This is a genomic window from Marinobacter sp. JSM 1782161 (assembly GCF_011421605.1).
Lineage (GTDB): Bacteria > Pseudomonadota > Gammaproteobacteria > Pseudomonadales > Oleiphilaceae > Marinobacter_A > Marinobacter_A bohaiensis.
The window spans coordinates 696080-716631 of sequence record NZ_WSSA01000002.1; the positions used below are offsets into that span (position 1 = coordinate 696080).

Sequence of the window (20552 nt, forward strand, 5' to 3'; positions counted from 1 at the left end):
TGAAGTTAAGGGCTTGTTTGTAGTGCGTGGTTTTCGGCGCGGGCGACGGCGGGGTTGGCACTTTGCCTTTATCCAGAGACGCGCCTACCGTGTGTTCCCACTTCGCGAGCAGTGTTGCGGGCGGGATCTTTATGGTCAACCTGTCGGCTGGAGCGCCTCGTAGTCGGTTGCGCCGCGCTGCATCTCCTTGGGCGCCCCCCTTCTCAACAAAGTACCATTGCTCATGCTTGGTTTTCGCTTGGGACAAGAGCGGCGCGATATAACTGAGCATCGCCCCTTCGTTGTAGTTACACCAGTACGGCACGATTAACTGTTCTCTTGCCCGGGTGAGCGCCACGTAAAACTGATTTTGTCGGTCTCGGTCAGCTCGTCCGCTATGAGCTTAGCGAACCTCTCCTTGATGGTCGGGTCATCAAACTGAGGCAATATTTGCACAAAGCTTTCCTGAAGAATGGTGTCTATACTGTCATCTGGATACGCCATACTGATACTGGGAAAGCGCGGCTTGCTGGCATTTCCTCACCCAGCACCATCACGACTAGCCACTCCAGCCCTTTAGAGAAGTGCCAGCTTTTCAGCACTACGGCATCCTCAGCCTGGGGATTTGCCGTGGGTTATTCGACCTTTTATACCTGGATGGAGAATCGCCTGAAACTGCCCACGACCCACCGCCTCGTGCCGGTGGCCGGCGTCTTGGGCTACAAAATCTATATTGGACGCGCTAAGGCGCGCGCGCAGCACCGAACCGAAGGGAGCATGTTGCGGTCACGGAAGGCCGCCTGTGTCGTGCAAGGACTACTGACATGCGTTCTGTATCAATCGCCGACTTTATCGCCATTGTATACGGCAATGACAGCGCCCCTCCCCGACCACTGTGCGCCGCCAGTGCACCCAACGCGACTCAGGGCTGGCCTCTGATCCCAGGGACCTACAAGGCCGGGAAGCCGAGGAAAACCGACCTCGACACCTATGAGGCCGAAATAACCCGGCGCATGGGCGGCACGTATGCCGCCCCCCCCCCCCCCGAAGAAGCCACCACCGTCAATGATGTAACCGACGAAGACGACTTCATCAGTGCCGTAGCGAGGCAACTGAAATGGCTAAACGAACTGTGAACACGGATTTGAAGCAGTACCGTTGCCTATATATTAATACCGATGGCGTCTACATGGTGCGCCGCTGGGCTGCCCTCAACGCCCGCTGGCAACTGGAACTGACCGAGCACAACCAGGACGAGTTCGCTCAGAAGATTCTGGACCTGTCCACACCCAAGCCTGCCGACGAGGTCATGCTGCTGTCGGACTATCTGCGCTATTGGCGCACGGAGATGTTGGGGCACCACCAGACAGCAAAGGCCGGATCGTCTGGGGCGAGTGCTTGGCCAAGGCCAAGCGCGGCGCCAAAAAAGGCGATCCGATTGCCGAGCCGACGCGCCGCGACTACGCCCAGGCCTGCCAGCAGCTAGAGGCCGCAGAGGGTGCCGACATTCCCCTCAATGACCCTGAGCTGTTGGTAAAACTTCGAACCCTGCTTCGCTGTGGCTCGACAAGGCGAACCACTACAATGGGAGGCGCAACACCCTGTCCCATGTACTGGCCTACGCCGTGAATCAGGGCAAGCTGGCACGAAACCCCGTCGCGACATTGAGAAGGCCGGCACGCAGGAGCGCAATGTGCTGATTCCCAATGAGGCGTATGTGGCGATCACGGACAAGCTGCGGGTGCATAAGTTCAACCGGCGAGCCCACGACGGCACGTGGCAGGTCAAAATCTGCGACCTTATCTACATGATGAGCCAGCAGCCCATCGACGTGTTCGGACTCAAAGACAGCCAGGCCGAGGTCTACCCGGCCCCACAGGAAGTGATCAAGAAAGATGAGAAAGGCGCTGTCGTGGACCAATACCAGGTTTACGGCATGCTCCGGATCAAGCGGCACAAGACCGACATCGGCATCGACATCGAGATGAACGAAGAACTGGCGGACCTGATCACCTGGTTCAGGGACTTCAAACGATCCCAGGGCATCATCAGCGAACACCTGATGGTTTACCCCATGTACCTGGACGTCCGCAGCCGCGCCAAACCCGTGAAGCATCGCTTCATGCAGTCCGCCTGGCGAGATGCCTGCGTGAAGGCCGGCTACGGGGACCAGTACCAGCTACGAGATTTGCGCAAGAAAGGCCTGACGAACGAGTTTATCCAGCAGGGCGAGAACGACAAAGGCGGCCATACCACCCAGGCCATGAAGGAACATTACCGGCTAATCACACCACCGAAGCGGGCACGCTCAACACTGAAATACATCGGCAAATCCGAGGCCGGATAACACGGAAAATAATTGCACTTTTGTCGCACTATTTTCGCACCGACAAAGTTCGGTCTCGCCGAATCTCGTAAAACACTAATTTACAAGGTGAAAATTGGAGGCGCGGGTCGGAATCGAACCGGCGTACACGGAGTTGCAGTCCGCTGCATAACCACTCTGCCACCGCGCCGGGGAAAGCCTTGGAAACGGGCTTTTGCTCTCAGGAGGCATTGAGAGACTTGGATTGTGATTTCCAACCGATGGAACCGGAGGGAAATTGGAGCGGGAAACGAGATTCGAACTCGCGACCCCAACCTTGGCAAGGTTGTGCTCTACCAACTGAGCTATTCCCGCTTCTCAAGAAACCTGAAATCAGGTTTCTGATAACCCTGTGCAGCGCTGAGGCTTATCAGGGTTTCAACGTCTGGGGCGTTGTTCCCGTCGCCGTTGAAGTGGCGCATATATTAATGGATCTCGGCGGGGAGTCAACCCCTTTTTTAAATTAATGTTCGCGTCTAACTGGTTGATTATTCTTTAAACAAGGCTCATTTCGAGCCTTCCTCCGGAAACATCTGTCCCCACGCGGCCTTGAGGTACAGGATCATGGACCAGAGCGTCAGGATCGCCGCGATGTAGAGCAGCAGCTTGCCGAACTGCGCACCGATGGTGCCCAGGGGGAACGCCAGCAGCATGATGATCGACACCATCTGCGCGGTCGTCTTGATCTTGCCGATATAGGACACCGCCACGCTAGCGCGCTTGCCCATCTCGGCCATCCACTCCCGCAGGGCGGAGATGACGATTTCCCGGCCGATAATGATCATCGCCGGCAGCGTCAGGCTGATGCTGTGATGCTCTTCCACCAGCAGCGTCAACGCAACCGCCACCATCAGCTTGTCGGCCACAGGGTCAAGAAACGCGCCGAACGGCGTGCTCTGATTCAGTTTTCGGGCGAGGTAGCCATCGAGCCAGTCGGTCGCGCCCGCCAGGGCAAAAATCGCGGCGCTGACCATGAACCGCCAGTCGAACGGCAGGTAAAAAACAATGACGAAAACCGGAATCATGACGATCCGGGACATCGTCAGTACGTTGGGTAAGTTCATGCTGCCCTACTCGTTGTGCAATGCTGCGTAGATCGTTTCGGCCAGGTTGCGACTGACGCCTTTTACCTTGGCGATTTCGGTGATGCTGGCCTTCCTGATTTCCTGGATGCCGCCAAAATAGCGGATCAGCTCGCGGCGGCGCTTGGCGCCCACCCCTTCAATGCCCTCAAGCGTGGACTGGCGACGCCTCTTGTCGCGCCTGGCCCGGTGACCGGTGATGGCAAACCGGTGCGATTCGTCGCGAATGTGCTGGATCAGATGCAGGGCCGGCGAATCCGCGGGCACGCGGAATACGGCGTCGGTCAGCGCGTCGATCAGCTGCTCCATGCCCGCTTTCCGGGTCACGCCCTTGGCGACACCGATCAGCGTGATATCCGCGATGCCCAGGCTGTCGAACACATCCCGCGCCACGTTGAGCTGACCCTTGCCACCATCGATAAACACCAGGTCGGGGCGCTTGCCGTCGCTGGCTTTCATCTTGCTGTAGCGGCGTGTCAGCACCTGGCGCATGGCGCCGTAATCGTCCCCCGCCGTCACGTCCTCGATGTTATAGAGGCGGTAATCGCTTTTCAGCGGACCATTCTCGTCAAAAACGACACAGGATGCGACGGTATTCTCGCCGTGACTGTGGCTGATATCAAAGCATTCCATGCGCGTCGGCGTTTCCTTGAGCTCCAGTAAGTCACGCAAAGCCAGCAGCCGGCGGTACACGGTTTCCTTGCTCGCCAGATGCGTCATCAGCGTCTGTTGGGCGTTGGTCGCCGCCAGATCCAGCCAGCGACGGCGCTCTCCGCGCACGTTGCGGCGGATTTTCACCTCGCGACCGGCGGCTTCGCTCAGGGCCTGGGACAGGACGTCCTGTTCGTCGATTTCCACCGGCACCAGCACTTCACGGGGGAATTCCCGCTGTGCATCGCCGCCGAAATAGAACTGGCCGAGGAAGGCGCTCAGCAATTCGCTTTCGGACTGCTCCAGCGAGAATCGCGGGAAATAGTCCTTGGTGCCCAGCACTCGGCCACCGCGCACGACGATCACCACGACGCAGACGATCCCGGCGTCCTGGGAGATCGCCAGCACGTCCGCGTCTCCGCCGCTGGCCTCGATGGACTGCTGTTCCTGCACGTGCCGCAGGTGGTTGATCTGGTCGCGGTAGGCCGCTGCCTTCTCGAACGCCAGCGACTGACTCGCTTCTTCCATGGAGCGCATCAGATCATCGATGATCGCCGGGTTCTTGCCCTCCAGGAACATCGCCGCGTGGCGGATGTCGTCGGCGTACTCTTCCGGCGTCACGAAGCCCACGCAGGGCGCGGTGCAGCGGTTGATCTGGTACTGCAGGCAGGGGCGCGAGCGGTTGTTGAAGTAGCTGTCGCTGCAGTTACGGATGCGGAAGATCTTCTGCAGGACGTTCAGGCTTTCCCGCACCGCACCGGAGCTCGGATAGGGACCGAACCATGCCCCTTTGCCGCGCTTGGTGCGGCCCCGCCGAAAGGTCAGTGACGGGTATTTGTCGTGGGACGACAGATAGATGTACGGGTAGGATTTGTCGTCCCGCAACAGAATATTGTAAGGCGGGCGCAGGGACTTGATCAGGTTCTGTTCCAGCAGCAGCGCCTCGGTCTCGCTGCCGGTTACCGTGACTTCCACCTGTTCGATGCGCGCGACCAGGGCCTCGGTCTTGGTGGACAGGCCGCTCTTGCGGAAATAGCTGCTGACGCGATTCTTGAGGTTCCGCGCCTTGCCGACGTAAAGCACCTCACCGGACGCGTCCAGCATCCGGTAGACTCCGGGGCGTTCAGTAAGGCGTTTGAGGAAGGTCTTGCTGTCGAAGCCGGTGGGCTGCTCAGACTTTGTCGGCATCGAGTAACCCGAGTCGGACCGCCATCAGGGCAAGCTCCACGTCGCTGGAAATATCCAGTTTCTCGAAGATGCGGTAACGGTAGCTGTTGACCGTTTTCGGGCTCAGGCAGAGCTTGTCGGAAATGTCCTGCACTTTCTGGCAGTCGACCACCATCATGGCGATCTGGAGTTCGCGCTCGGACAGCTTGTCGAAAATCGACAACTTGTCGTCATCGGCCGCGTCGCCGCCCAGTTGCTTGAGGGCCATCTTCTGGGCGATTTCCGGGCTGATGTAGCGCTGACCGGTGTGAGCCATGCGAATGGCGCGCACCATCTCCTTGATGTCCGCGCTCTTGGTGATGTAGGCCGACGCCCCGGCCTGCATGACACGGGTGGGATACGGATCGTCGGCGCAGGCGGTCACGACGATGACGCGGACGGAATCGTCGATGCGCAGGATTCGACGGGTCGCTTCGAGGCCGCCGATGCCGGGCATGCGAATGTCCATGAGGACGATGTCCGGCACGTCGGATCGGACAAAGTCCACCGCGTCCTCACCCGACGGTGCCTGTCCGATAACCTCGATGTCGGTGTTGTCCGCGAGCATCCGCGTGATGCCTGACCGGACCAGTTCGTGGTCATCTACAACCAGGACCCTGATCAAAACCCACCCCGCACGTTTTTTAGCTGGTCTGTTTGGCTATTCTTTATATCACCGCCCCGTAGGCAGCGGCGCAGCGAGCACTGCACGTTCAATGATGTTCGCAACACGAGATTCGCGACCCCGAGCCATCGCCCTGCCTGGCAGGGGCAATCTCACCGGCGTTGTCCGTCCGCCGGCGACAAAGCGAAAACCAAATCGAAATCAGTAAGAATTGTAGCGTCTTCAAGGGGCCGGGGATAGCCGTCGAATCGACTATTTCCAACCACCTGCACGCGACGGCACTCACTGGCGCGGCCCCAGTCCCGCGGTATTTTCCACCGGATTGAACCACACCACCAGCTCCCCTTTCTTGATCGCGGTCATCACCTGCTGCTTCTCGTTGAACGGTGATTCGACGTCATTGATGCCGTGATAGCGTGTGCAGTACTCCTCCACCAGGCCTTCGAGCTGATCTTCGGTGAGCAGGTTCGTATCCACCACGAACGGTTCTTCGCGGGGATCGGACTGCGGCTGCTGTTCGGTATCGTCTGTCATCGGGCTTCCCATTGTCGCCACTGACGCCAGAGGGGCGCGCAGCATGCGGTACAGATTCGCGGTGTGCTGTACCTTACCAGATCGAAGAGCATGGTCTATGATGCCTCACCCCTTTGTATCACAGTGTGTTTGATCGTGTTCAATCGTTCCGTCTTCCAGCTTACCCTGCCGGTGCTTTTTGGCTACGTGCCCCTGGGCATGGCCTTCGGCGTTCTGTTCGTGACCCAACTCGACTACCCCTGGTGGGGCGCGACCCTCATGTCGGTGGCCATATACGCCGGGGCCGGGCAGATTCTGGCGATCAGCCTTTTGGCCGCCCACGCCGGATTACTCGAGGTCTTCGTCGCCCTGTTTGTGCTCAACGCCCGTCACCTGTTTTACGGCCTGTCCCTGCTGGGGCGCTTTCGCGGCGCCGGCTGGCGCAAGGCCTACCTGATCTTCGGGCTGACCGACGAAACCTATTCCCTGCTCACCAGCCGGAAGCGCCACGACAACGGCTCGGACGAGCAGCGCAAGGACGCACTCATCACCTTCTACAACCAGTGCTACTGGATCCTGGGCAGCACCCTCGGCGCCCTGCTCGGCCGCGCGGTGGAATTCGACAGCACCGGCATCGAGTTTGCTCTGGTGGCACTGTTCATCGTCCTCACCATCGAGCAATACAAGGGGCTGGGCGAGAGCCTGCCGGTGTGGATCGGTGCCGCGTCTGCCGGGCTTTGCCTGGCCGTGCTGCCGGCGGATCAGCAACTCATCGGTGCCGTGGTGGTCGCTACGCTGACGCTACTTGGGCATTACCGTCTGAATCAGCGGCGGACAGCCGCGGACGATGCGCACCGGAATGGAGGACACAGCCATGGATAGCATGTTGAGCGCCGACAGCACGGCGTACCTGCTGGCCTTTATCGCCGTGGGCACGGCGGCCACGTTTGCCACGCGGGTGATTCCGTTCGCCTTCTTCTCCCGGCACAGCGAACACCCGCTAATCCAGCATTTGGGCCGCTACCTGCCCGCCGCGGTCATGTCGCTTCTGGTGGTGATCTTCCTGCTGCGCTCGGGCCACTGGTCGGCGCCGATGCTGGGTTTGGATGCGCTGGTGCCGAGCCTGGTCGTGGTGGCCCTGCACCTGTGGCGCCGCAATGCGTTGCTGTCAATTATTGCCGGGACCGCCTGCTACATGGTTTTCCAGCAGTCCGGCCTGTTCTGAATTCGGGGCCGCTATCCCGGCGACCCCGGTTATCCGCCAGTTCTCCTGCCCTCCCTAGCCGTGCTTCGCCCAGAAGGTCTCGTGCACCCTGGCGGCCTCGTCCTCAAGCAGCGGCCCGATCACCTCGACCGGACGCTGTCCCGATTCGAACACCCGGCGGCACGGCAGATCGAGGGTGGGATTTTCCGGATGATTGCCGGTGATCGCCTTGAGTCGCTTCTCGCTCACGCCATACACGACGCGCCCCAGTCCCGCCCAATAGGCGGCGCCGGCACACATGGCGCAGGGTTCGGCGGACACGTACATGGTGCATTGGGCCAGGAAATCCGGGCGATACGCCTTGCTGGCCCGGGTCATCAGCACGCGTTCGGCGTGGCCGGTCATGTCCTGGTCCGGCAGGTAGGCGTTCACCTGCTCCATCAGTACCTGGCCGTCGGCGTCCACCAGCAGCGCGGTGAAGGGATGGATGCCCTGCTCGGCAATCGACTCCGACAAGCGGATGGCAGATCGAAGAAATTCCAGATCGGTTTCTGTATAACTCACTTTAATAAAACCCTATAGAAATCTGTTTATAAACGTTTTAACAAGACACTACTTCTTTTTGGGAAGGCTCCAGCCAAAGAAGGCCTGCTGCACCCACTGCACGGATTTGAAAAGCAGCAGACTGACAATCGCCAGGAAGAACAGGCCGGCAAACGCCTGGGGAATCTTGAAGAAGGACGTGGAGAACTGGATGAAATAGCCCAGCCCCTCTTCCGCCGCGACAAACTCCGCCACGACGGCACCGATAATCGCCAGGGTGATGGCGACTTTCAGACCGGCAAAGATGTGAGGGATGGCGTAGGGAATGCGGATCTGCCAGGTCTCCCGGCGGATCGGCGCATCCAGCGACCGGCTCAGCTCGATCAGTTCCGCCGGCGTCTCGTTGATCCCGGTTGCGGTGGACACCACCAGCGGGAAGAACGTCAGCAGACAGGTGATCAGCACCCGCGACGGGTCGTCGGAGCCCATCAGCACGATGATCAGCGGCGCCACCGCCACCACCGGCGTGGACTGGATCACCACCAGCAGTGGGTACAGCGTCCGGGACAACAGTTCCGAGCGCATCATGGCGATGGCGATCGGAATGCTGATGGCGATCGAAATGGCGAAGCCCATCAGCGCCACCCGCAAGGTGGCCCACAGGTGGGTCATCCAACGGCTGAAGTCCACGTCCAGAAAAGCCTGGAAGATCGCCGACGGCGCCGGCAGGACAAACGCCGGCAGCTGCGCCAGACGGCAGACCAGCTCCCAGGCCAGGATCAGGCCTACGAAGAAGAGACCGGGGGCAACCCGCATCAGCGGCTGGCGAAACCTCATGTCAGACGGCTGCTTCGGGTTCATAGATATGCTTCCTTATGCGGTCGGTCAGGTCGCTGAAACGGGGTTCCCTGATGGTGTCCGCGCTGCGCGGGCGCGGCAGGTCAACGTCGATCAGATCAAGCACGGAGCCTGGGCGTTTGCTCATGACCAGCACCCGGTCCGCCAGCAGCACCGCCTCGGAGATGGAGTGCGTGATGAACAGCACGGTTTTGGGCTGCTCGCTCCAGATCTTGAGCAGGTCGAAGCCGATCTGTTCGCGAGTCATGGCATCCAGGGCCGAGAAAGGCTCGTCCATCAGCAGGATGTCGGGATTGAGCAGTAACGCCCGAACGATCCCCACTCGCTGCTGCATCCCGCCGGACAGCTCGTCCGGCATCTTGTCGGCGAAGGCCTCGAGCCCCGCGATCGCCAGCAGTTCTTCGGCACGCTTCTCGTCGATGCGACTGTAACTGCCGTACTTGTGCTTGAGCGGGAACAGGATGTTCTTGCGCACCGTGAGCCACGGCAGCAGCGTCGGCTTCTGGAACACGATGCCGACGTCATCACGGGGGCCGTTCACGGTTTTGCCGAACACGCTGACCTCCCCGTCGCTGGGGATCAGCAGGCCCGATACCATGCGCAGCAGCGTCGACTTGCCGCAGCCGGAGGGCCCCACCACCGCCACGAATTCGTGACGGTGGATTTCCAGATTGATGTCACGTACCGCCATGGGTGCGTCCGGGCTGGGGTCGTAGCGATGCCCGACCCCGTCCATCTTCACGAAGGCGCGTTCATGTTGCTGGGTCATGTTACTTCGGCTCCGGGGCAAAGCCGCGGTTGACGGAGGTTTCCGGGTCCAGGGAGGATTCCGACAGGTCGTTGGCCTCGGCCACATAACTCCAGGTCGCCGCGATACGTTCCGGTGCGAACACGCCCACGCCGTCCTGCTCGGTGGCGTCGTTGAAGACCAGCTTCATGGTGTCGCGGATCTGGCCGGCCGCGACCGCCGGGTCGACTTCGGCAACCATGGCGTGAAGGTCCTCACCCGCCTGCTCCGGGTTATCCCGGGTGAAGGCGACGGATTTGGCGAACGCCTTCAGAAAACGCTTGGCTACGTCCGGTCGCTCCTCCAGGAAGCGGTCGCTGGCCAGGATGGCCGAGCTGTAGAGTTCCAGGCCGGCTTCCGACCAGGGCAGCACGCGGATGGCCTTGCCAGCGTCGGCGGCCTGGCTCTGGAACAGCGCCACATTGGTGACCCAGGCGATGATGGCGTCGGTGTTGCCGGTCATCAGCATGGGGCCCAGCGCGCCGGGATCCGTCTTGGTCAGGGTCACCGCGTCGGGTGCCATGCCGTTTTCTTTCAGCACGATGGGCAGAAAGGCATTGGAAGACGTGAACGGCGATGTGGCGACCTTCTTGCCTTTGATATCGGTAATGGACTCGATGTCGCTGTCGTCCAGCACAAAAAAGGCGTGCGGTGCCTGCGTGAACAGCGGATAGACCGCGCTGACGGGCACGTCATCCTGGGCTTTTGCCGCCATCAGGGCGCCGATATCCGCGCTGCCGATGTCCGATTGGCCGGTCGCCATCTTGGTCACCGCGTCGGTGGACCCGCGGCCACTGGCAATGCTCACCTCCAGGTCTTCGTCGGCGAAGTAGCCTTCCTGGATACCGACGTACACGGGCGCCTTGTCACCGCCCGGCAGCCAGTCCAGCTGAAACACCACTTTGTCCGCCGCGGCGGCCATCCCACTGCCGCTCAGGGCGGCGGCCAACACCAGCATTCGGGAACTCTTCATCATCATGTCCAGGCTCCAGTCAGGGTCTAGGTTGCTTTGGTCGTTGATTGCGTTGTTGCTTTGTTTGTTGATGTCGTTATGGATCGTTCGGGCGCGGCCAGACGGGCACGCCCTCGCAAGGCCTGCCGACGATCCGCCAGTCCAACCAGGACAATGCCGGATGCGATCAGCAGGAAACCGGTGAGATCGGTGAACGACGGCGATTCGCCGAGCAGGAAGAAAGAGGCGACAATGCCAACCGCGGGCACCGCCGCTGAATTGAGGGACAGGGTCACCGCCGGCAGGGAGCGCATTGCGCCGACCTGCGCAGCCACGCACAGTCCCGAGGCGATGGCGCCGCTGAACAGGACATTCCAGCCAAAAGCGGCGCTCCATTGAACGTCGGACAGGTCTTCCAGGGCGAGTGCCAGCGGCGTGAGCGACAGCAGCGACAAGCCGATCTGCCAGGGAATCAGGGACACCACATCGCCGTGCCAGTGATGGCGCCGGACGTGCACCAGCCCCGCCGTCCAGACGATGGTCCCGGCGACAATCAGCCCGATGCCTTTCAGCGTTTCGGCGTCAATCAGGGCAATGGCCAGCGGATTGACGATGGTCAGCAGACCCGCCAGCCCCAGACCAACGCCAAGCGCCTTCGGCAGCGACAGACGCTCACCCAGGAACAGCGCGGCGGCGGGCACGACCCAGATGGGCGTGGTGTACGCCAGGATCACAGCCCGTCCGGCCGGCAGGTACTGCAGCCCCAGGGTCACCAGCGTGATAAAGCCCATGTTCTGGAGCACGCCCACTGACAGCACCACCGGCCAGTCACGTCGATGCGGCATGCGCAGATTCCCGGACAGGAACGCGATTAGCAGCATCGTCGAAAAGCCCAGGGACATACGCAGCACGGTGTAAATCAACGGAGGGCTCTGGGCCAGCCCGAGCTTAAGCACCGGAAAGTTGCAGCCCCACCCCAGCGCCGTAAAAGCCAGCAAGGCATAGCCGATCCCCCAACGGTAGACGGCATGGCCCTGCTGCTTATTCGCCGAATGGCGTGATCCTGGCATAGCTCTCATCCAACACGGTTACGACGCTGGTTCGCTGGCCTCTGCAACGGCCACCGGTCTTTACTCACTTGCCCGTTTGGCCAACTTTACGTCGCTATTTGAGGCCTGGTATTTCGAAGCCACAGGCGGACTTAAAAATAACCTGACCAGATATTCAGCATTTTTCGAATGCAATCGAGGTGCCAGTTCCAATGGACCGCACCACCGCCTTTTCCGCACTGGTAGATGACCAAAACGCACCGAAATGAGACATTCTGAAAGTCGATTGCACCCTATGGGTTCCAGGTGCACTGATCGCCTCACCGGCCGGTTTGCAAGAATCGAGTGTTCGCCAAGTTGTCCATTCGGTCAGGAATGGCACGCTTTATGTATGGTTTTCCTGACTATTTGTTCAGGAAATTACCGGAGGCGTTATGAACGTTAGTCCCGAAAACACAGGCGGCCCGGCCAGCGCGGTACCGATCATTGATCTGTCGCCGGAACAGGCAAGCCACCTAGCGACTTCCCTACGCGAGGCCTGCCTGGAGACCGGCTTCTTCTATGTGTCCAACCACGGCATAAACCCGGCGCTGATCGAGCGGGTCTTCGCCGCCTCCCGGGCTTTCTTCGATCAGCCGCTCGATATCAAGAACCAGGTGGACAAGGCCCAATCGCCGGCAAACCGTGGTTACGAGCCACTGCGTGGGCAAACTCTGGAACCCGGCACTCCGCCGGACCTGAAGGAGGGCTTTTATATCGGTGAGGACGTGCCTGCCGATGACCCGCGCGCCCTGAACGGCGAATTCAACATCGGGCCGAACCTGTGGCCGGAGGATGTGCCGGACTTCCGTGCGGCCATGACCGAATACTTCGAGGCCCTGACCGTACTGAGCGAGCGCATCATGCGCGGGCTGGCCCTGTCGCTGGAGCTGCCGGAGACCTATTTCGACGATTTCTGCCGGGAACCGCTGGCCACGCTGCGCCTGTTGCACTATCCGCAGCAACCGGAAAAGCCGGAGCCGGGCGAAAAAGGCTGCGGCGCGCACACCGATTTCGGCGGCATTACGATCCTGCTGCTTGATGACAACCCCGGCCTGCAGGTCTGGGACATCCGCAACGAGCGCTGGCTGCCGGTGGACCCGATCCCCGGAACCTTCGTCGTCAACCTGGGCGATATGGTGGCGCGCTGGACCAATGACCGTTACCGCTCGACACTGCATCGCGTCGTCAATACGTCCGGCCGCGAACGCTACTCGGTGCCTTTCTTCTACAGCGGTCGATTGGGGCACGAAGTGCGTTGCCTGGAAAATTGCCTCGACCAGGGCGAATCGCCCAAATATCCGCCCACCACCGTGGCCGATCACATGCGCGAAATGTACCGGAGAACCTATGCCTGAGATGCCGTCAAAACCGACGATGGTGCTGATTCATGGTGCCTGGGCCGGCAGTTGGGGCTGGAGCCGGGTCGAGCCCTTGCTGAACGCCGCCGGCTACCCCACCCTCGCCGTCGATTTGCCGGGCAATGGACAGACACCGGGTCCGGCCACCCTGGAGAACTTCGTCGATGTCGTGAGCACGGCGATTGGGTCGGCCAAGGTGGTGCTGGTCGGTCACTCCGGCGGCGGTGTCGTCGCCACCCAGGTGGCGGAAGCCCTCGTCGATCAGGTGTATGGCGTGGTCTTTATCGCCGGGATGATGCTGCCCAGCGGCACCGGTTTTGCTGATCTGGTCAAGCCGGTCCAGCAACGCCTTCCCCACGCCGCCGGCATCGGCCCTCACCTGGACTGGTCCGAAGAGGGAACCGTCAGCGCGGTCCCGGAAGCAGCAGCCCTGGACATTTTTCTGCAGGATTTACCGGTTGAAGACGCCTCAACGCTGGCAGCGCGACTGACGCCCCAGCCGGAGTCCGGCCGCGCCATGGTGCCGACCTGGAGCGCCGGTCGCTTCGGCCGTCTGCCGCGACTCTACATCGAGGCGGCGCAGGACCGTTCGGTGATACTCGAAGTGCAGCGGGAGATGCAGGCACGCGTACCCGGGGCACGACGGGTCACACTGGACACCGGGCACTTCCCCCAGGCTTCCGCACCGGAGGCGGTGGCTAACGCCATTCTGGAGTTCGTCGAGGCACTGCCCAAACCCACATAGCGGCGCCTCCGTTTCTGGGGCGCCCTGATATCCGTCGGGTTCTAACCGGTGGCGCCCTGTTCCTTTCCGCCCCATCCAATCCTTTCCGTATCGCAATCCAGTGACCGGGCCCCGTATGGCGCGGGCTCAAGGGCATTTCGCGGTGACTATCGCAGGCCGCGCTCTATCCAAGGCTCCAACTGCGCTCTACTATTAGACCCCTTAAAGATCATAGAGCCCTCAAAGACCAGCGGCAGCCAACCAACGGACGAAAAACGCGGCATGAAAGAAAAGAGCGACAACTTGCGCATTCGGGCGGTAGCCCGCGACCGGAGCAATCCCGCCCAGGAGGTGGTGGTCTACCATTGGGGCCGAATCCTGGTCTTCCTGGTGATTGCCGCCGTGGTCCTGGTGGGACTGGGGCTCTACCTCTGGTCCTGGCTCGGCAGTGGCGGGGATGATCCCATCCAGGAGCGCCTGGTGGCCGCCGGGCAGGTGCAGGAACGGGAGCAGCCGGATAGCCAGAGCGCCTCCGAAGCGTCGCCGCCTGAGTCCGACGGCCCCAAGTTCTACTTTAAGCCGGAGCCGGTCGAGATGCCCGCAGAGGTCCCGGCGGAGGCAACACCTGACGTTCGCGACGTGGATCCTGTAAGCGAAAGCGCCGGGTCGCCCGAGCAAAGCTCAGCCCCGGATGTTGCTGCGGCCAGCGGCTCCGATAGCGCCAGCACCAACGACGACGGCATCGAAGCCCAGCCGGACATTGACGAGACGTTACCACCGGAGAACGTGATCGACGATCCGGCCGCGGCGGCGCCATCCGATGACGCGCCTGCTGCCCCGGAGCCGCAGGCCACACCGGAATCGACGGCCGATGCGGAGTCCATGGCTGATTCCGAGTCGATGGCTGAGGGCTCTGCTGCCAACGGCAACAGCTACGTGGAGATCGCCTCCGATCACTTGGCACGGGCCCAGCTCACATCGGCGCTTGACGGTCGCGAACCCACCGATGTGATGCCCATGACGGTCCGGATGGGCTCGGAGGACCTGATTCGGGTGTACTACTTCAACGAGTGGCGGGGCCTGAAAGGCAGGACCGTGTATCACGACTGGTACCGTGGCGACGAGCGCATGGCGCGGGTGGAGATCGATGCGTTCCTGGACAGCATGCGCGCCTCCAGCAGCAAACGCATCAATCGCCAGATGCTGGGCGACTGGCACGTGGAAACGGTGACCGACAGCGGCGAGGTGCTGGGTATCGGCTACTTCCGGGTCACCGAATAGGCCCCGGTCAGCCGGGACGACGCACCAGCAGATAGATGTCCATGATCCAGCCGTGCTGCTCGCGTAACGCGGCTCGGCGGGTCAGGATGGCGTCGCTGACGTCGGCCAAGGGGCCGTCGATCAGGCACTGCTTGTCCATCCCCAGGTAAGCGCCCCACCAGATGTGCAGGTCCTCGCCTGGAAGCAGGGACTCGAACGCCCCGCCGCTGTCCAGCATCACGGCTACCGACGCTGCATCCGTCGGCCAGCCCCGTTCCCGCAGACGTCGGCCAGTCGTAATCTGCACCGGCTCCGCCAGGGTGTTGAGCGGGATGCGGTGTTCGGCGGTCAGCACCTGCAGGCTGGTAATCCCCGGCACCACGTCCACCGTTCCATGCCCTGATTGCAGGCGATCGGCGATGCGCAGGCTGCTGTCGTAAAGGGACGGATCGCCCCAGATCAGCATCCCCACCCGACCGCCGTCCGGCAGGTGCTGTTCGATGAGACGGCCCCAGACAGCCGCGATGGCCGCATGCCAGTCGTCGACGGCGCTCAGGTAATCGCGCTCGCCGTCACGCCTGGGCAGGTCGAACTCGACGATGCGCGTCTCTGAAGAAGCTTCCAGCAACTGATCGCACAGCAGGCGCCGCAGATCCACCAGATCCGACTTGGCTTCCCCTTTGCGCGGCAGGAGGATCAGGTCGGCCCGATTCAGGGCTTTTACCGCCGCCAGTGTGACGTGATCCGGGTTGCCGGTGCCAATGCCGATCAGGGACAGCTGGATCATGCGGAGCCCTCCGGCGGGTTGGCGCCGCTCGCACCAGTGCCGGCAAACGGCGAGTCCGACGATTGCGGACGGAAGCGACGATCATAGCCGGCGGAATACAGGGCACTCTCCACGAAATCGTCCGCGGCCAGAGCCGGTCCGACCAGAATCAGCGCGGTGCGGTTCATACCGGCATCCCAAGCCCCGGCTACTTCGCCGAGCGTGGAACGCACCACCTGCTCGTCCGGCCAGCTCGCGCGCCAGACAATCGCCACAGGACACTGGACACCGTAATGCGGAGCGAGGTCGGCCACCACCTGCTCCAGATTATGGATCGACAGGTGAATCGCCAGGGTGGCGCCGGTACGGGCGAAGTTGGCCAGGGTCTCGCCCATCGGCATGGCGCTGGCGCGGCCCGGCGTACGGGTCAGGACCACGGACTGGGCGACGCCGGGCAGCGTCAACTCCTGGCCTAGCGTGGCCGCCGCCGCGGCAAAGGACGGCACACCCGGCGTCACGTCGTAGGGAATGTCGAGTGCCCGCAGGCGACGCAACTGTTCGCCCAGGGCGGACCAGACCGACAGGTCACCGGAGTGCAGTCGTGCCACATCCTGCCCCGCTTCGTGGGCGCGGCGAATCTCGTCGATGATCTCGTCCAGCGACAGGGGCGCGGTATTGATGATCCGGGCGTCCGCCGGGCAATGCGCCAGGATGTCTTCGGGCACCAGCGACCCGGCGTAGAGGCACACCGGGCAGGCGGCGATCAGGTCGCGGCCGCGCAGGGTCAGCAGATCCGGCGCGCCGGGGCCGGCGCCAATAAAATGTACGGTCATGGAGTGTCTCCTTGGGCCACCGCGCAGGTGGCTTGCCGGTCCTCCGAGATCACCCGGGGACCCAGTAATTTGGCGTTCTGCCCGGCGGCCAGCAGGGCGACCGCTTCGGCGACACTGCCGGTGCCACGTGTTTCCAGGCTGCGGGGCGATTGGGTCAGGGTAGTCGCATCCGCCAGCATCGCATCCGGCACGGCGATCACCCGCAGTCCTTCGGACTCGGCCAGCCCCTGCACCGCCGCCAACATGGACTCTGCCGCGGCCAGACAGTCAACCGGGCCATGGCGTTGACGAACCTGCGCCAGGGCCTCGGCCAGTGACTCCATCGGGGCAGCGCGACGAAAGCCGAAACCCGCCACGTTCATCGAACGGTGCGCCACTGGACGATGGGGTAACTGGCTTTCCAGCCCCGTCGGCCGCCGATGGGCGCGGCGGCGGCCAATTCCAGCCGCAGCAGCTCGCCGCCCTGCTCTTGCTGCCAGTGAGCCAGCAGGGCCTCGGATTCCAGGGTCACCGCGTTGGCGACCACACGCACACCGGCCGGCAACACCCGCCACAGGGTATCGAGCAGCTCTTGGGACAGACCACCGCCAATAAACACGGCGTCCGGCGCGGGACGGTCCCCCAGCACTTCGGGAGCGGCGCCTTGCGCGACGTCGAGCCAGTCGACACCCAGGTTCCGGGCGTTAAGCCGGGCCCGCTCCGCCCGTTCCGGCGACCGCTCGAAGCCCACCGCCTGGTTGGCGGGATGCGCCAGCAGCCATTCGATGGCAATGGAACCGGAGCCGGTGCCGATGTCCCAGAGCCGCTCACCGGCCCGGGGCGCCAGTGCCGACAGGGTCACCGCCCGCACCGCCTGTTTCGTGATCTGGCCATCGTGCTCGAAGAAGTCGTCCGCCAGGCCCGGCACCAGCGGTAATGCGGGCCCCTCGCCCGCCACTTCCACGCCCACCGCAACCGGGTGGCGGATGTCGTCGGGTAGACTCCCGGCACCGGCCAGCGTGCGATGGCGTTCCTGATCACCCCCCAGGGCTTCCAGGACAGCCAGCGTCGACCCGGCGAAGCCGTACCGTTCCACAAGTCTCGCCAGTTCCGCCACCGCCTCGCCGTCACGCAGCAGGACGATCAGCCGACGACCGGGCTGCAGATACGGGCGAATGCGCGTCAGCGGCCTCGCGTGCAGCCCCAGGCACTGGCAGGTTTCCAGCGCCCAGCCCAGACGCGACGCCGCCAGGCTGAACGTCGACGGGGCCGACTCGGCGCGCCATTCCGCCGGGTCCAGGTGCTTCGACAGCGTAGTGCCGGCGCCGAACCAGAAAGGATCGCCCGACACCAGCATGACGACTCGCCGGCCCCGCTCGGCCAGCAGCTGCGGAATCCCGTCGGCAAACGGGACCGGCCACTCCCGCACGCTCGCTTTCAATTCGGGCAGTAGCCGCAGGTGGCGTTTGGCGCCGAACACGACGTCGGCGTCTTCCAGCGCGTTGCGACTTGCCGCTGAGAGTCCGCTTGTGCCACTCTCGCCCCAGCCTACGATCGTCAGCCACGGAGCGTTCACGTCAGCCATCATGAAAGTCCTGATTCTGGGAGGCACCACCGAAGCCAGCGCCCTGGCGAGTGCCCTTGCCGAGCGTTCCATTCCTGCTGAATTCAGCTACGCCGGCCGGGTGGCCGCGCCCCGCGAACAGCCGATCCCCACCCGCGTGGGCGGCTTCGGCGGTGCTTTCGGTCTGGCGCGCCACCTGCGCGCGGGTGGCTTTTCTCACCTGGTCGACGCAACCCATCCCTTCGCCCGGCAGATGAGCCTCAACGCCGTTGCGGCAGCTCGCGACAGTGGAGTCCATCTGATCGCCCTCACACGTCCGCCCTGGACGCCGGAACCCGGTGACAACTGGGAGCATGCGGCCGATATCCCGGCGGCCGTCGAGGCCCTGGCCGGGCCGGCGCAACGCGTCATGCTGGCCATTGGCCGTATGCACCTCGACGCTTTCCTCGGTCAGCCCCAGCACCATTACCTGCTGCGACTGGTGGATCAGCCGGACACGCAACCGCCGCTGCCCCGTCACACGGTCACCGTGGACCGCGGACCGTTCACCATCGCAAATGACCGGGCGCTGCTGCGTGGTCACCGTATCGAGCGCGTTGTGTGCAAGAACGCCGGTGGCAGCGGCGCGGCTTCCAAGATCGTCGCTGCCCGCGAGCTCGGTATCCCGGTGCTGATGATCGACCGCCCAGAGCTGCCGGCCCGCCGCGAAGCCCACCGTATCGACGCCGTGCTGGACTGGCTGGCTCACGACACCGACCTCGGCGTGTAGACCAGCGCCGCGCCGTCGCGCTCGATCCGCCGGGTCTGACTGGACCCCACGATCACCAGCGTGCGCATGTCCGCCATCTCCGGCGTGGCCTCGGCGAGCGTGGTCACCCGGATGTGCTCATCCGGCGTCGAGACGGCCCGGGCGAACACGATCAGTCGCTCCGGCTCGCAGCTCTGGCGCAGAATCTCCAGCGTCCGCACGAAGCCTTCCGGGCGCGACTTCGAACGCGGGTTATAGAACGCCATGGCGAAATCCGCTTCGGCGGCCAGGCGCAGGCGCTTTTCGATCAGTGACCAGGGCTTGAGGTTGTCCGACAGGTTGATGCAGCAAAAATCGTGGCCCAGGGGCGCACCGGCGCGGGCACTGGCGGCCAGCATGGCGGAAACCCCCGGCAGCACCCGGATATCCAGGTCGCGCCAGGCGGCATCGCCCTGCTCCACCGCCTCGAAAAGGGCCGCGGCCATGGCAAAGACGCCGGGGTCGCCGGACGACACCACCACCACGCGGTGACCGTCGGTGGCCATCTGCAGGGCGTGTTCGGCGCGGCGGATTTCCTCACGATTGTCGGAACCGTGACGCACCAGGCCCGGGCGCGGCGCGACGCGCTCCACGTAGGGCACGTACCCGACCACATCCGTGGCCTCGGCGAGTGCCGCCGACACTTCCGGCGTCACCAACGCCTCGGCGCCCGGCCCCAGCCCGGCGATGACCAGCGAACCGCTCATGGCCGTCTCCCGTTGCCGTGAATCACCAGGATGGAGAAATACGGCGCGCTGTCGCCCGCCTCGGCGAACGGGATCACCCGTTCCTTCGACATCGCCGCGTACTCGATCAGCCAGGCGTCCGCCTCGCGGCCCGCCTGGGCCAGCGCCCGCCGGACCTTGGCCAGGTTGCGGCCGATCTTCATCACCACCAGCGCGTCGGTCCGGGCGATGCGCTCGGCCAGGGTGTCCTCCGGCAGCGTTCCCATGGCGACGGTCAAAACGTCATCGCCCCAGGTGATCGGCTGCCCGGTGGCGGTCCAGGCGGCGGACATGCCGGTGATTCCGGGCACCACCGACACCGGTACGACGTCCCGCAAACGGGTGTAGAGGTGCATGAACGAGCCGTAGAAAAACGGGTCGCCCTCGCACAGGACCACCACATCGTGTCCGGCCCGGGCAATCTCGATCAACTGGGCGACGCTGCCCTCGTAGAAGTTCGACAACAGCTCGTTGTAGCGTGGGTCGTCGAACGGAATCTCGGTGGTGACCGGGTATTCCATCGGCAGCTCGACGGCGTCGGCGCTCAGCATGCCCTCAACGATGCTGCGTGCGTGGCCGGTGCGGCCCTTCTTGCGGAAATACGCCACATGGGAGGCCTGCCGGATCAGGCGGTCTGACCGCACGCTCATCAGGTCCTGGGCACCCGGGCCCAATCCTACGCCGTAGATGGTTCCCATGG

The 20552-nt window shown here is 63.1% G+C and carries 24 protein-coding genes and 2 tRNA genes; 9 read left to right on the plus strand and 17 right to left on the minus strand.

Annotation, left to right across the window (positions count from 1 at the left end):
- The first annotated feature begins 803 nt into the window (after positions 1-803).
- From GQB00_RS03035 to GQB00_RS21780, 3 genes are all read left to right on the plus strand, one after another.
- Positions 804-1115 (plus strand): hypothetical protein, encoded by a 312-nt coding sequence (locus GQB00_RS03035; RefSeq protein WP_165855181.1) that lies wholly within the window; start codon positions 804-806, stop codon positions 1113-1115.
- Entirely contained in the window at positions 1097-1465 is a 369-nt protein-coding gene (locus GQB00_RS21775) for a cell division protein FtsL (protein ID WP_228276654.1), read from the plus strand. Before GQB00_RS03035 ends, GQB00_RS21775 begins: the two co-directional genes overlap by 19 nt.
- Positions 1466-1672: 207 nt before the next feature.
- The gene (locus tag GQB00_RS21780; RefSeq protein WP_228276655.1) at positions 1673-2326 is read left to right on the plus strand and encodes a hypothetical protein; all 654 of its coding nucleotides are present in this window, start codon (positions 1673-1675) and stop codon (positions 2324-2326) included.
- Positions 2327-2421: 95 nt separating this feature from the next.
- On the opposite strand, the gene GQB00_RS03045 is transcribed toward GQB00_RS21780, so the two are convergent.
- The 6 genes from GQB00_RS03045 to GQB00_RS03070 all read right to left on the minus strand — a co-directional run bounded on the left by GQB00_RS03045 (position 2422) and on the right by GQB00_RS03070 (position 6442).
- Positions 2422-2495, minus strand: a tRNA-Cys gene (locus GQB00_RS03045).
- Positions 2496-2583: 88 nt separating this feature from the next.
- Positions 2584-2659, minus strand: a tRNA-Gly gene (locus GQB00_RS03050).
- A 191-nt stretch (positions 2660-2850) separates the two neighbouring features.
- The gene (gene pgsA, locus GQB00_RS03055; protein ID WP_165855182.1) at positions 2851-3408 is read right to left on the minus strand and encodes a CDP-diacylglycerol--glycerol-3-phosphate 3-phosphatidyltransferase; all 558 of its coding nucleotides are present in this window, start codon (positions 3406-3408) and stop codon (positions 2851-2853) included.
- A gap of 6 nt (positions 3409-3414) precedes the next feature.
- Positions 3415-5265: an excinuclease ABC subunit UvrC gene (uvrC, locus tag GQB00_RS03060; RefSeq protein ID WP_165855183.1), complete on the minus strand. Its 1851-nt coding sequence runs from the start codon at positions 5263-5265 to the stop codon at positions 3415-3417.
- Positions 5249-5908 (minus strand): UvrY/SirA/GacA family response regulator transcription factor, encoded by a 660-nt coding sequence (gene uvrY, locus GQB00_RS03065; protein ID WP_165855184.1) that lies wholly within the window; start codon positions 5906-5908, stop codon positions 5249-5251. The genes uvrC and uvrY overlap by 17 nt, the downstream gene beginning before the upstream one ends.
- A gap of 282 nt (positions 5909-6190) precedes the next feature.
- Positions 6191-6442, minus strand: a complete 252-nt coding sequence (locus GQB00_RS03070) for a YheU family protein (RefSeq protein WP_165855185.1) — start codon at positions 6440-6442, stop codon at positions 6191-6193.
- A 90-nt stretch (positions 6443-6532) separates the two neighbouring features.
- On the opposite strand from GQB00_RS03070, the gene GQB00_RS03075 reads away from it, so the two are divergent.
- Entirely contained in the window at positions 6533-7303 is a 771-nt protein-coding gene (locus tag GQB00_RS03075) for an AzlC family ABC transporter permease (protein WP_165855186.1), read from the plus strand.
- Positions 7296-7646 carry a branched-chain amino acid transporter permease gene (locus tag GQB00_RS03080; protein WP_228276656.1) on the plus strand — a complete coding sequence of 117 codons (351 nt, stop codon included), beginning with the start codon at positions 7296-7298 and terminating at the stop codon, positions 7644-7646. The genes GQB00_RS03075 and GQB00_RS03080 overlap by 8 nt, the downstream gene beginning before the upstream one ends.
- 54 nt (positions 7647-7700) lie before the next feature.
- Here GQB00_RS03080 and GQB00_RS03085 read toward each other — a convergent pair whose 3' ends face one another.
- The 5 genes from GQB00_RS03085 to GQB00_RS03105 form a co-directional block, all read right to left on the minus strand.
- Positions 7701-8168: a nucleoside deaminase gene (locus tag GQB00_RS03085; protein WP_207950714.1), complete on the minus strand. Its 468-nt coding sequence runs from the start codon at positions 8166-8168 to the stop codon at positions 7701-7703.
- Positions 8169-8237: 69 nt separating this feature from the next.
- On the minus strand, positions 8238-9029 hold the full coding sequence (locus tag GQB00_RS03090; protein ID WP_111496110.1) for an ABC transporter permease: 792 nt from the start codon (positions 9027-9029) through the stop codon (positions 8238-8240).
- Entirely contained in the window at positions 9007-9762 is a 756-nt protein-coding gene (locus tag GQB00_RS03095) for an ABC transporter ATP-binding protein (RefSeq protein ID WP_407657835.1), read from the minus strand. The genes GQB00_RS03090 and GQB00_RS03095 overlap by 23 nt, the downstream gene beginning before the upstream one ends.
- A 34-nt stretch (positions 9763-9796) precedes the next feature.
- Positions 9797-10792 (minus strand): ABC transporter substrate-binding protein, encoded by a 996-nt coding sequence (locus tag GQB00_RS03100; protein WP_207950595.1) that lies wholly within the window; start codon positions 10790-10792, stop codon positions 9797-9799.
- A 20-nt stretch (positions 10793-10812) separates the two neighbouring features.
- Entirely contained in the window at positions 10813-11835 is a 1023-nt protein-coding gene (locus GQB00_RS03105) for a DMT family transporter (RefSeq protein WP_165855188.1), read from the minus strand.
- 413 nt (positions 11836-12248) lie between these two features.
- On the opposite strand from GQB00_RS03105, the gene GQB00_RS03110 reads away from it, so the two are divergent.
- The 3 genes from GQB00_RS03110 (at position 12249) to GQB00_RS03120 (ending at position 15219) form a co-directional block, all read left to right on the plus strand.
- Positions 12249-13211, plus strand: a complete 963-nt coding sequence (locus GQB00_RS03110; RefSeq protein WP_165855189.1) for an isopenicillin N synthase family dioxygenase — start codon at positions 12249-12251, stop codon at positions 13209-13211.
- Positions 13204-13959: an alpha/beta hydrolase gene (locus GQB00_RS03115; RefSeq protein WP_323127237.1), complete on the plus strand. Its 756-nt coding sequence runs from the start codon at positions 13204-13206 to the stop codon at positions 13957-13959. The genes GQB00_RS03110 and GQB00_RS03115 overlap by 8 nt, the downstream gene beginning before the upstream one ends.
- 261 nt (positions 13960-14220) lie before the next feature.
- Entirely contained in the window at positions 14221-15219 is a 999-nt protein-coding gene (locus tag GQB00_RS03120) for a DUF2914 domain-containing protein (protein ID WP_165855190.1), read from the plus strand.
- A 7-nt stretch (positions 15220-15226) separates the two neighbouring features.
- Here GQB00_RS03120 and cobF read toward each other — a convergent pair whose 3' ends face one another.
- From cobF to cbiE, 4 genes are read right to left on the minus strand one after another with little or no spacing between them, the layout of a single operon-like run.
- Entirely contained in the window at positions 15227-15985 is a 759-nt protein-coding gene (gene cobF / locus GQB00_RS03125; protein ID WP_165855191.1) for a precorrin-6A synthase (deacetylating), read from the minus strand.
- Positions 15982-16797 carry a precorrin-4 C(11)-methyltransferase gene (cobM, locus tag GQB00_RS03130; protein WP_165855192.1) on the minus strand — a complete coding sequence of 272 codons (816 nt, stop codon included), beginning with the start codon at positions 16795-16797 and terminating at the stop codon, positions 15982-15984. Before cobM ends, cobF begins: the two co-directional genes overlap by 4 nt.
- Positions 16794-17159 carry a cobalamin biosynthesis protein gene (locus GQB00_RS03135; RefSeq protein ID WP_111496102.1) on the minus strand — a complete coding sequence of 122 codons (366 nt, stop codon included), beginning with the start codon at positions 17157-17159 and terminating at the stop codon, positions 16794-16796. Before GQB00_RS03135 ends, cobM begins: the two co-directional genes overlap by 4 nt.
- The gene (cbiE, locus tag GQB00_RS03140; RefSeq protein ID WP_165855193.1) at positions 17156-18361 is read right to left on the minus strand and encodes a precorrin-6y C5,15-methyltransferase (decarboxylating) subunit CbiE; all 1206 of its coding nucleotides are present in this window, start codon (positions 18359-18361) and stop codon (positions 17156-17158) included. The genes GQB00_RS03135 and cbiE overlap by 4 nt, the downstream gene beginning before the upstream one ends.
- A 1-nt stretch (position 18362) precedes the next feature.
- On the opposite strand from cbiE, the gene GQB00_RS03145 reads away from it, so the two are divergent.
- Complete coding sequence (locus GQB00_RS03145) at positions 18363-19109, plus strand: cobalt-precorrin-6A reductase (RefSeq protein WP_207950597.1); 747 nt, start codon at positions 18363-18365, stop codon at positions 19107-19109.
- Here the strand turns inward: GQB00_RS03145 and cobJ are convergent.
- Both cobJ and cobI read right to left on the minus strand, forming a co-directional pair.
- A complete protein-coding gene (gene cobJ / locus GQB00_RS03150; protein ID WP_165855194.1) occupies positions 19085-19834 on the minus strand; it encodes a precorrin-3B C(17)-methyltransferase in 750 nt (249 codons plus the stop codon). The genes GQB00_RS03145 and cobJ overlap by 25 nt on opposite strands.
- Positions 19831-20550, minus strand: coding sequence for a precorrin-2 C(20)-methyltransferase (gene cobI, locus GQB00_RS03155; RefSeq protein ID WP_228160556.1), 720 nt, complete (start codon positions 20548-20550; stop codon positions 19831-19833). Before cobI ends, cobJ begins: the two co-directional genes overlap by 4 nt.
- Positions 20551-20552 lie beyond the last annotated feature (2 nt).